General features: G+C 38.4%; 12 protein-coding genes. 9 read left to right on the forward strand and 3 right to left on the reverse strand.

Features of this window, described 5'->3' with window-relative positions:
• Positions 1 to 868 precede the first annotated feature (868 nt).
• Together G4Y78_RS01285 and G4Y78_RS01290 are read left to right on the forward strand one after the other, a co-directional pair.
• On the forward strand, positions 869 to 2464 hold the full coding sequence (locus G4Y78_RS01285; RefSeq protein ID WP_163830916.1) for an FAD-dependent oxidoreductase: 1596 nt from the start codon (positions 869 to 871) through the stop codon (positions 2462 to 2464).
• Between the two features lie 6 nt (positions 2465 to 2470).
• The gene (locus G4Y78_RS01290) at positions 2471 to 4207 is read left to right on the forward strand and encodes a thiamine pyrophosphate-binding protein (protein WP_163830917.1); all 1737 of its coding nucleotides are present in this window, start codon (positions 2471 to 2473) and stop codon (positions 4205 to 4207) included.
• Between the two features lie 50 nt (positions 4208 to 4257).
• On the opposite strand, the gene G4Y78_RS01295 is transcribed toward G4Y78_RS01290, so the two are convergent.
• Positions 4258 to 4452, reverse strand: coding sequence for a hypothetical protein (locus G4Y78_RS01295; RefSeq protein WP_163830919.1), 195 nt, complete (start codon positions 4450 to 4452; stop codon positions 4258 to 4260).
• 71 nt (positions 4453 to 4523) lie between these two features.
• Between G4Y78_RS01295 and G4Y78_RS01300 the strand changes: the two genes are divergently transcribed.
• Positions 4524 to 5510, forward strand: coding sequence for an amidoligase family protein (locus G4Y78_RS01300; protein WP_163830920.1), 987 nt, complete (start codon positions 4524 to 4526; stop codon positions 5508 to 5510).
• Positions 5483 to 6163, forward strand: coding sequence for a gamma-glutamyl-gamma-aminobutyrate hydrolase family protein (locus G4Y78_RS01305; RefSeq protein WP_163830922.1), 681 nt, complete (start codon positions 5483 to 5485; stop codon positions 6161 to 6163). Before G4Y78_RS01300 ends, G4Y78_RS01305 begins: the two co-directional genes overlap by 28 nt.
• A 66-nt stretch (positions 6164 to 6229) precedes the next feature.
• Here the strand turns inward: G4Y78_RS01305 and G4Y78_RS01310 are convergent, their stop codons facing one another.
• Complete coding sequence (locus G4Y78_RS01310; RefSeq protein WP_163830924.1) at positions 6230 to 6511, reverse strand: hypothetical protein; 282 nt, start codon at positions 6509 to 6511, stop codon at positions 6230 to 6232.
• A gap of 229 nt (positions 6512 to 6740) precedes the next feature.
• Here G4Y78_RS01310 and G4Y78_RS01315 point away from each other — a divergent pair, with 229 nt between their 5' ends.
• Positions 6741 to 6884, forward strand: coding sequence for a hypothetical protein (locus tag G4Y78_RS01315; protein WP_163830926.1), 144 nt, complete (start codon positions 6741 to 6743; stop codon positions 6882 to 6884).
• Positions 6885 to 6909: 25 nt separating this feature from the next.
• On the opposite strand, the gene G4Y78_RS01320 is transcribed toward G4Y78_RS01315, so the two are convergent.
• Positions 6910 to 8319 carry a phospholipase effector Tle1 domain-containing protein gene (locus G4Y78_RS01320; protein WP_163830928.1) on the reverse strand — a complete coding sequence of 470 codons (1410 nt, stop codon included), beginning with the start codon at positions 8317 to 8319 and terminating at the stop codon, positions 6910 to 6912.
• 385 nt (positions 8320 to 8704) lie between these two features.
• Between G4Y78_RS01320 and G4Y78_RS01325 the strand changes: the two genes are divergently transcribed.
• From G4Y78_RS01325 to G4Y78_RS01340, 4 genes are read left to right on the forward strand one after another with little or no spacing between them, the layout of a single operon-like run.
• The gene (locus G4Y78_RS01325) at positions 8705 to 9169 is read left to right on the forward strand and encodes a GspH/FimT family pseudopilin (RefSeq protein ID WP_163830930.1); all 465 of its coding nucleotides are present in this window, start codon (positions 8705 to 8707) and stop codon (positions 9167 to 9169) included.
• Between the two features lie 43 nt (positions 9170 to 9212).
• Positions 9213 to 9746 carry a type IV pilus modification protein PilV gene (gene pilV, locus G4Y78_RS01330; protein WP_163830932.1) on the forward strand — a complete coding sequence of 178 codons (534 nt, stop codon included), beginning with the start codon at positions 9213 to 9215 and terminating at the stop codon, positions 9744 to 9746.
• Positions 9743 to 10792, forward strand: a complete 1050-nt coding sequence (locus G4Y78_RS01335; protein WP_163836350.1) for a PilW family protein — start codon at positions 9743 to 9745, stop codon at positions 10790 to 10792. Before pilV ends, G4Y78_RS01335 begins: the two co-directional genes overlap by 4 nt.
• Positions 10793 to 10796: 4 nt before the next feature.
• The gene (locus G4Y78_RS01340; RefSeq protein ID WP_163830933.1) at positions 10797 to 11324 is read left to right on the forward strand and encodes a pilus assembly PilX family protein; all 528 of its coding nucleotides are present in this window, start codon (positions 10797 to 10799) and stop codon (positions 11322 to 11324) included.
• The last annotated feature ends 33 nt before the right edge of the window (positions 11325 to 11357 follow it).

Consider the following 11357-nt stretch of genomic DNA (forward strand, 5'->3'; position numbering starts at 1 on the left):
TCTCATACTTTTGTTGTTCAGACCAAACCTCTTACTTACACTTAACAGGCATATACTCTTAATAACGGGTAAAACGGACTTATCGTTTTTATGAGCATGCGGATACACAACACATAATCAAAAGTGTTGTATTTTTGCATAATCATAAGCCAGTTATTTTCACCCTTTATGTAAGGTAAAGTTGTGGTCATTTAATTATTTGAATTCAATCAAGAACCTTACACTGCTAATAACCTACTTTAAGGTGTTTTATTTAGGCTTGGTAATATTTCACGTTAACAGTTTGGAACATGGTAACGTTTCACATCAACTAAGCCTGAAGTTCACACTTTTTAATGAGTGCTCGTGTAAGGCTGATAGCTGGCAAAATTACACGACCTTTGAAGGAATTTCTGAGAAACAAGCATTAAAAAAAACAGATTTATATAGTGCTTGTACTGAAAATCTATCAATTTGTTACCTGATGTGTTGTATGGTTAGCTATTGTGTGGGTGAAGGTGAGTTACATCATTTTAATCATGAGATATTGGTGCCAAAATATTTTGTAATTGACTGCGACTTGTGATCTTGAGTTTTTTGGAAGATTGGTATAAGTGATTAACCACTGTTGAAACTTGTAGATTAAGTTGTGGGTGATTTTCTTGTATGAGAACTTGCTAGTCAATAATTAAACTACTCGTTACCTATCGAATAAATTACCCAGTGGTCCATTTTTGAGTTGCGACAATTTGCTATGGTGACATATTCTTTAGGTACATAGTAATTTCAATTTACGAATGCTCGTTGTATTTATAAAAATCATTCTTGAAGGCTATGGCAAGGATCTGCTTCTCTATTTCCAGCCTCATTCACTATATAACTACTGATTATGTATAACTACTATGACACGATTATTATTGGTGGTGGGTTGGCAGGCTTAGTCACTGCTTATGAGCTTTTACAATCTTCTTATAAAGGAACTCTGTTAATTATTGAGCGAAATCCACCCTGCCACTTAGGTGGTTTGGCTCGCTTGGCATTTGGTGGAATGTTGCTGGTAGATACACCATTGCAAAGGTTAAATAGAATAAAAGACAGTATGTCACTTGCTAAGAAAGACTGGCATAGTTTTGCGGAGTTTTCTCCAAACGATTATTGGCCCCGGCAGTGGGCTGAATATTATATTCAGTCTTCACCCAAGTTGTGGCAGTGGCTCAAAGCTTTGCAGCTAAAATTTTTTCCAGTGGTACAGTGGGTAGAACGGGGGCTTTATACACCAGGTAACTCAGTACCCCGTTATCATGTATTGTGGGGTACAGCTGCCAGGTTGATTTCACAATTAGTTGCGGGAATTAATCAGTTTAATGTAAACCAGCAACTCACCATTAAGTATGAGCAAACTATCCAGCATATTAACCGAGGTGGGGCTGTCTATGAGTTATCAGCAACAAGTGATACTGAGCAGATGCACTGTTATCGGTGTTCCTCATTGGTGATTGCCACGGGTGGAATTGCCGGCAATATAGAAAAAGTGAAAAGCTATTGGTCGATTAGCGATCAGCCTGGTCGTTTACTTAATGGGGCGCACCCATCTGCAAATGGCCATATTCATAATCAAGTGATTGGCCTAGGCGGTGCTGTCACTCACTTGGATAAGATGTGGAATTATGCGGCTGGTATTCATCATCCCTCACCACAGTTTACTGATCATGGTCTGAGTTTAATTCCTGCCAAATCAGCTTTATGGCTTAATGCTAAGGGTGAGCGAATGGGGCCTGAACCTTTAGTGACGGGGTATGATACCCATTTTTTATGTCAGCAAGTGGCAAAGGAGCCTGCTGGTTATACTTGGCAGATTTTAAATAAACGCATTGCTTTAAAAGAGCTGGCGATTTCAGGAGCTGATCATAATCCATCATTACGTGATAGAAGGCTAATTCCTTTTTTACTGGAAAACCTGCGAGGCAACCATTGGCTGGTGGACTATTTAGTCAACCGATCAGCTGATGTGGTCACAGCAAATAGCATCACTGAGCTGGCAGATAAAATGAAAAAAATATCAGAAGGCTCTCATCTATGCAGCGATACGTTGAAAAATACTATTAATTGTTATGACCAAAATGTTAGTAGGGGGAGACAGTTTTACAATGATGATCAATTACGCAGGATAAAGCAGTTACGCACTTGGCGGGGGGATAAAGTAAGAACTTGTCGAATAAAGCCTATTGATGACCCAAAGGCTTACCCGCTAATAGCCATTAAACTACACTTGATTTCACGTAAAACCCTTGGTGGTGTTCAAACTAATTTAGCCAGTCAGGTTATGCAACAAGATCAACAGATGATGCCAGGCTTATATGCAGTCGGTGAAGCAGCAGGATTTGGCGGTGGTGGTCTATGCGGCAAACGCTCTTTAGAAGGCACTTTTTTAACAGGATGTATTTTAACGGCTATGAGTGCAGCAGAGGATATTGCAAAGGGATAAGGATAGATGAAAAAAACAGGTGCATGGCTATTAAGACATGGTTTGGAGCAATTACAGATCGCTTTTACTTATGGAATACCGGGTGTACATAACACAGAAATATATGATGAATTAGCTAGCTCCAAACATATTAAGCCTATTTTAGTTACCCATGAAGGTAATGGTGCTTTTATGGCTGATGCTTATAGCCGGACGACAGGTAAAGTAGGAGTATTAGTAATTGTGCCTGGTGCGGGAATAACACAAGCAGCCAGTGGAATTGCTGAAGCTTATCTGGACGGTATTCCGATGTTAATAATTAGTGGTGGAATTCGTAGCCAAGGCGAATTTCATTACCAGCTTCATGACATACGACAGCATGATCTATTGGCTCCTATTACTAAAGCAACTTTTCATATTAAAAAACATTCAGAAATTATTGAAACTTTATATAAAGCTTATGATATTGCCATTGCTGGTGAGCCTGGCCCAGTTTTTATTGAGGTACCAGTAGACATCCAGTTGGAGACAGGTGTTGTAGACAGTATTCCGATTTATAAACCACAAGCCCCAGTAGAATTATCTAGTGAAGTGATTCAAACGATTAAGTCAGCTGCTGAAATATTAGTTGAAGCAAAACAGCCGGCTATTTTTGTTGGCTGGGGCGCTGTAGATACTGGAACTATTGTACAAACAATAGCAGAACATTTATCTGCCCCTGTTGCTACAACGTTACAAGGGCTTAGCAGTTTTCCTGCTAATCATCCGTTGCATGTTGGTATGGGGTTTGGGCCTGCTGCGGTGCCAGCAGCTGAAGAGGCATTTAAACAGTGTGACTGTTTATTAGCAGTAGGGACGCGTTTTGCGGAAATTGCTACAGGAAGTTATGGCTTACCTGTTCCAGATAAGCTTATTCATGTGGATATCAACCCCCAGGTTTTTAATAAAAATTACCAAGCAACAGTTGCTATTGAAGGTGATGCTCAACAAGTATTGCCTGAACTATTAGCTGAACTCCAACAGTTAAGCCCTGCTAAGAATTATGCAGAGCTAGCTGGCAGCATTCAGGATAACAAGCAACGTTATTTAACAGAGTGGCTCGCCCATTACAGTAATGAAAGAATAAACCCTGCGGCTTTATTTAGGGAGCTACGTGCTTTGCTTGGTGATGATGCATTTGTTATTGCTGATGATGGCAACCATACTTTTTTAACCGCAGAGCTAATGCCTATCCATCAAGAACGGCATTTCATTTCACCCACTGACTTTAATTGCATGGGGTATGCCGTGCCGGCTGCTATTGCAACGAAACTGGCTCATCCAGAGCACATTGTGGTAGCGGTTGTTGGTGATGGAGCGTTATTGATGAGTGGTTTGGAGTTAACAACTGCTGCGAATTATCAGCTAGGCATTATTTATTTAATATTTAACGATGGTGAATTAGCGCAAATAGCCCAAGCACAACAAATACCCTATAACAGGAAAACCTGTACACAATTAGGAGTGGTTGATTATTCAGGTTTATCGGCTGCTGCTGGTTGTGAATATTTACAAATTAAAGGTGAAGATATAATAACTGAAAAGCTACAACAAGCTTTAACACTAGTTAGAGAAAATAAGCCAGTAGTAGTGGATATAGCTATTGACTATAGTAAGCGAACTCGATTTACGGATGGAGTTGTTGCCACTAATTTAAAGCGGTTCCCCTTAAAAACCCAGTTAAAAATGGTAAGTCGTGCTATTTATCGTAAACTGGCAGGCTAGCCTGGATATTTCACCAGACCAAACTTCATCAAACAAACTAGAGGAGGGCTTTAGCTGTCGTTTTTCTTATCAGATGGGTTGCCTAGTACAATGCCAATGCGTGTTTTATTGGCTTCAATACCACTTTTACCGCGAGGAACCTCTGTAATTTGTCCGCCCGCTTTAAGAAAGGCAGCTACTTGCTCATCAAGGTTTTTTTGGCGAGTTGCACTTGATAGTTCGTCTTGTAATTTTTTGCGTGCCATGGGAACTCCTAATAGGTTGACCAACTATTATACATAAAATGAGATTAAAAACGTTAAGGGAGTTTGCATCAGTGGATCAATCAACCAACTACAAGGTGCCGCCTGTTGTGAACAGGGATGATGGTAGCCCTCGCAGGGTAGGGTTTGAGCTAGAGTTTTCAGGCCTTACTCTTGAGCAGGTTGTAGATACCCTGCAAGTATCACTGGGAGCTGAGTTACAGAAAAAAACTGCTGCTGAGCAACTTCTTTATGTTGATTTAATTGGTAAGTTCAATGTTGAGCTGGATTGGAACTACCTCAAGCGTAAAGCTGCAGAAGCCAAACAAAATGGTGACGATGAAGAGTGGATTGAGCAACTTAGTGATGTTGCTGCTTTATTAGTGCCTGTCGAGGTAGTCTGTCCCCCAATTCCTGTAACTGAGTTAGCCGTATTAGACCCAATGATATCAGCATTGCGTTTAGCGGGAGCAGCTGGTACAGAAGAGTCATTACTATCGGCTTATGGAGTACATATTAATCCTGAAATTCCCAGCCTTGATGCAACAACACTTGCTTCTTATTTAAAAGCGTTTGCTATTTTGCAATGGTGGTTGGTTCAGGCTAATGAAGTTGATCCAACTCGTAAAATAAGCCCTTATATAGACCTCTATTCAGAAGAATATATGAAGCAAGTGCTATCAAACTCGAGCCTATCAATGGAGGAAATATTTTCAGACTACCTAGCACATAATGGTAGTCGTAATCGAGCATTGGACTTGTTGCCTTTATTAGCAGAAATCGATGAAGATAGAGTACGCAATGTGGTAGATGACCCCAAAATTAAAGCGCGTCCAACTTTTCATTATCGTTTACCTGATTGCAATATAGAGCAACCTGACTGGTCGTTGGCAATAGCATGGAATACTTGGTGGGTAGTAGAAGAATTAGCGAGTCGCCCTGCTGACCTTGATGAACTGGGGGCTGCATTTCTTGAAGCTGACCGGCCCATTTTAGGTGTTAATCGTAAAAACTGGGTAGCATTTATAGATCAATGGCTGAAAAACCACGAGTTGGTGTAACAGGTAATGCCCAGCGTTGGTCTCCAGGTTGGTGGTGTATTGCATTGGCACTTAGACTGGTGGGCGCTGCGCCAGAGCGAATTAGTGTTCGCCACCCGCCTAGTGGGGAAGAACTCGATGCTTTAATTATTAGTGGTGGAAACGATATAGGACCAGAGCATTATAATGGTGATATTGATGATAAAGTTAAGTTAGATCCAGGCCGAGACCAGTTAGAAATTGAATGGATTCAAAAAGCGCTGGAACAGAAAATTCCTATCTTGGGGATTTGTAGAGGTGCTCAACTGATTAATGTGGTGTTTGGAGGGACTTTACATCAAGATATTAGGCCGCTACGTATACACACCCATAATAGACCAGGTTTATTTCCAACTAAGCAGGTTCAATTAACATCAGATACAATGTTGGTTGAAGTATGCAATAAAGTTCGCTTACGTGTTAATAGCCTTCATCATCAGGCAATCAAAGATACTGGTGCTGAACTGCAAGTGGTGGGATGGGATAGAGACAATATTACTCAAGCAATAGAGTGGCAGAAAGGTAGGATTATTGGTGTGCAATGGCATCCTGAATATTTAATTTATTTACCATCACAGTTGGCACTGTTCCGTTGGCTTGTTGTTGAAGCACAAAAGCAATCATGTAAAGTATAAATTATATAACCAAAGCCGCCCATTTTGTGTATAAATATTAGACGACTTGATTTGTGTAAAAATAACCTACTTTTTTTGAGTAGTGGTGATTAATGAGGTTGCAAAGGATCTTATTGTTAATATAAGCACTTCTTTAAATTCATCTGAATGAAATTTATAAAATGGTGATAACAATATAGTTTCATGTAAAATAAAATGAGCCCAGCTGTAAAATTCAAACTTATGGCTAATATGGAGCTCTGTGTGCTTGATTTTCAAATAACTCTCATATTTTTTGAAAATTTCTTGATTGACAATTATTTCCCTTTTATTGATATTTTTTTCTTCGTTACTATTATATTGTCGCATAATTACAACCCCTTACTGCATTATTGTACAACTAGGAAGAATTGAAGCAGCAAATAACGAACCATCTTATACCACCTTGTCATATTTAGTGGTCAGTGACGATAACACTCATAAAATTCATTTGTTTGTATGATTTAGTACTGATCACTTGCTAAACTGGCATATAATTTAACTAAAAATGAGGTATTAACAGTTGAATATTAAAGTAATATTTTTTTTGGTAAACTTTATGTTATGGAATACGGGCTGTACAATACATCCCAGAACAGGAGAGGTGGAAGTTGATGTGCCAGAAACAATACACATTGAACCTGATTCACCTAAAAAAGGTAAATTTTGTCCACCAGGCCAGGCAAAAAAAGGTCGTTGCTAACTTGTTAATTGAGAAGCTTAAGAAATTAGGCCGCATATTTTATTCCAACATTATCTTGATATTGCCATACGACTTCGCCCACTTTAGAACTACGCGAGCGATTCAGGTGTATCACTTGGCCAAGTTTTAGTGGTTCTTCGCAGCAAACAGCTGCACCACCAGCCGATTGGTTGACTATTGTACAATGAATATGTTCGTGGCCCCTACCTGCATCAATTTCAGCAGGCTCATAACAGTTGATACGAGGAGAAATACGACGGTCTTGTGGTTGATTAGCGCGAGGACCGATACCTAAATACTGAATCTCATCATAATCTAATGCTTTAAGTAAGTTTTCTGGCCGATAATGTTTTTTTAGCGCTATTAAATTTTCGACACTTGGATGAACAAACTCATTCATTGCAGGAAGGAGACCTTTTTTATGACGCTGATTACTGCCGATTGCACGTCCAGGATTTCTTAGTCTAATGATGTCAAGAAAACGATAAAATAATGAATAAGTTTGGTTTATAACAGGAACGGAACTATTTGTAGATGTATCTATTTGCTGGATATATTGCTCAATTTCAGAAATCATTTGGGCATTAAACTGTAAGCCTGCTTCACTTGCTTCTCCCATCATCCATAATAATGCCTGGTCAGATAAATAGGATTCAGGATAGCCGCCACCCACATTAGCATGTACACCACTAAACCATACTTGTTTTATATCTTGTTCAGGTGAAAGTTCGGCTGTGGAGTTAGTCCAAAGGTCTGGGTCAAACGGTGTACGTTTTTCATCAATAGCAATAGCTTGCCTGGCGATTTTTACATTGCTACCTAATTTAGTATCAAAAAAGCCTACCCAGTACTTATGTGATAATTTTTGCAGAAAGGGTAAGGGAATACCTAGTGCACCTACCGTATCCCAAACGCCAAGAAAACGAATAGCAATATTGTTATTAGAAATTTGTTTGATATGTAAATAGTCTTCATGCTCGTTGGTAAGGAATCTTTGTTCTGGTGACATCCGATAATACTTATATGCTTTTGGTAAAAGGTCTAGATCATTTTTCTTTAATAATCCTATTAAACCAATAAGTCCACAGAGAGAGCGAATAGTATAAGCCCCTCTGCTAAAGCCAAAACAAAAAATATCATCACCGTTACAGTAGTTATTAGCAAGAAATCGATAAGCTTGTAGTATGTTGCGTGATATGCCATAGCCAGTAAATCCCCCCAGATACTTTTCCATCAGACCTTCAGTACCAATACCTGGGTCATAGAAAACGACTTGAGGAACTTGCAAGCGTAAGCCTGGGCCTGAATAAGCCATGGGTTCTATGGCGCGCATAATTTTTACTACATTTGTAGGAACTATGCGCTTACTATTTTTGTCTATTTGATCTGGCCGGTTCCACGTGCCGTCACAGCATAAAATAATTCGCTTGGCCATTGCATAAAATTCATCAAACAGCTTTCAAAAAACGGTAACTTCCACTTTAAGTATAGAAGCAGGGGAAGGATAGTAACGGAAAATATTTTTTGACAACTTTTCCTGATATATAGCAGTCATCAAATAGCAAAGCTTTTATAACCAATACAATAAATAGCCATTTATTTGACAATTTATATTAATTATTGAGTCAAAATAAAAAATTTGACTCAATAATTATATAACTATGATGAATAGTTGACGCTACCATGTGACTCAATTCACCATAAGAATGTCCGCTTATCACTAAAAATTTGAGGCTTGTCTTTTACGCTTCCGCGAAATTCTCAGTGTACTAACTTATTTATTAGAAGAGCGAATTAAATATGCATGGAGAAAAGGATATATGCGGTCAACAGGTTTTACGCTCATTGAAATGTTAATCACGTTAGCTATTGCTTCAATTCTCTTAGGTGTTGCTTACCCTGCTTTTAATAATATGATTAATGAAAATAGGCTTACTACAACCGCTAATTCTTTTATTGGAGCGTTAGCGATAGCACGTAACGAAGCTATTAAAAGAGGACAACAAATTAGTGTGGTTGCGAAGAGCAGCACTGCTGATAATGAGTGGGGAGGTGGATGGGAAGTCCGTGATGCTAATAATGAAGTGATTAGAGACTTTCCTTCACTTACTGAGCAAAGTATTGCGTTAAATAGCAATAATAATTTCAGTACCATTACTTTTAATTCGCGAGGGTTTCTTGCTACTACCCAAGACACGGTTGATATCCAACTACCAGGTGCAAACTCCAGCCGGTTGATAACTGTCACTGCTTCTGGAGTCACTAGAATAGAAAAAATAAAATAGAGTAAAATTAATGAAATATTTTGTTAATTTACAGGTAACAAAAATGCCAAAGGCCCTGCGAGAAATCAACTTTAAGCAGCAAGGTGTTGGATTAATGGAAATATTAATTTCAATACTTGTGTTGTCTATTGGGTTATTAGGATTAGCTGGTTTGCAAGCGGTTGGCTTGAAAAATAACAGTCAGTCATTTGATAGGAGTTATGCTGTTTTTTTAGCAAATAATATTTTGGATAGAATACGGGCTAATCCTACAGCAGACTATACAACAGGTGTTGATGATGCACCTGGTGTGGCTGCTAATAGCTGTGAGACTGGCACTTGCAATGCTAGTGCACTAAAAGATTATGATTTGGCACAGTGGAAATGCTTATTGGGTAGATTTAATGAAAATAATAATTGTTCGACTTTTACAATTGGTGGAGATGGACAAGCAGTTCGAGTACAAGGTTTGCTGAGAGATGGAACAGGATCAATCGAAATAAATGGTAATACTTACACCATTACGGTTGAATGGGCTGATCCTATCTCCACTGATCCAGATAACCGTTCTTCTTATAATATGGTCACGGAAATATGAAGACTAGTAAATTGGATATAAACAAGGGGTTTACCATTGTTGAGATGATGATCTCACTGGTGTTAGGTGCATTATTATTAGGTGGTATCATCAGTATATTTACTAATAACCAGCAAACTTATCGAATGATTCAAGGCACTGCCAATTTACAAGATAATGCTAGGTTTGCTATTGATCTTATTAGTGATGATATTCGAATGGCTGGGTATATGGGATGTTTATCCAACTTATCAAATATATCATTAAAAAATGTTTTACAGAGTACAGCTAATGATTTTGCTTACAATTTTAATATTGGAATAGAAGGATTTAATGCTAATGGTGCAAGTTGGCAGCCTAATTTGCCGGCTTTTATTTCAGGTACAACCCCGGCACCAGAGACAAATACTGATGTAGTAGTGATAAGAAGGGTTATCGATAATGGCGCTTCTTTAGTTAGTAATAATCCAACTACATCGGAAGATATGAAAATTGAAAACAATACAACACTTGAAGATGGAGAAATAACTATTATCAGTGACTGCACCAAAGCGTCATTATTCCAGGTGACAAGTGCTAATGTGCAGGCAGGAACCAATCATATTAATTTAACCCATAATGCGGGTGGTAAATTTGTTCCAGGTAATCAAAATACACCATTAACAGATGGCCCTGGATATAATCCAGGAGAAGCCAGTATTTATAAATTTGTTACTAATATTTATTACATAGGTAGAGCGCAAGATGCTGATGGTAACAATATAACTAATAATCGGGGCAATCCAGTGCTTTCGCTTTGGAGAAGACAAGAGGCGAGTGACCCTGTTGAAATGCTGCGTGGGGTCGAAAATTTACAAATACTCTATGGTGTAGATACAACTGCAGGAACACCTGACGGTACTATTGACCAGTATCAGAATGCCTCTTCTATAACAGACTTTAATCGTGTTATCACAGCTAAGGTTGAGTTAACAGTTAATTCTATAGATGCAATTGGTAGTCAGGATGATGGTGTATTACGTCGGACGTTTTCGCATACAGTCAAACTAAGAAATAGAGGAGGTTGATACTATGAAAAAAAAACAGGAAGGTGCTGTTTTATTTATTAGTTTAATTATTTTGCTAGTGTTATCAATTATTGGTATAAATGCTGTTGATCGGTCAAATTTAGACTCTAAAATAAGTGCAAATTTTAGAGATTATAATGTTGCATTTCAAACCGCAGAAACAGCTTTAATGGATGCTGAGTTATTTGTTCAGAATAATATTGGAACTTTAGCTGATTTTTCTGATCAAGGAACGAATGGCCTTTATTCAAAAAGTGCAGTCGATAATAAAATGTGGGAAGAGTGGAACACTGTCAAAACTCGTTCACTTGAGAAAGAAAAAGTTGCTAATTATGGTATTGCTGGTTTGCCAGAATACTATATAGAAAATTACGCAACTATTAAACCTGAAAATGCCACATTAAATCAAGATAACTATGGTGAAAGTGCCGCTTTAGGTGAGGTTGAAGTTTTTCGAGTCACTGCTAAAGGAGTAGGGAGCTCAGCAGATTCACAAGTTATTTTACAAAGTATGTATGCAAAACAAATGTAATATGCAGGGGTTGCTTGCAAGGGGTATAAAAAG

It is taken from the genome of Spartinivicinus ruber, assembly GCF_011009015.1.
In the GTDB taxonomy this organism is placed as follows: Bacteria; Pseudomonadota; Gammaproteobacteria; order Pseudomonadales; family Zooshikellaceae; genus Spartinivicinus; species Spartinivicinus ruber.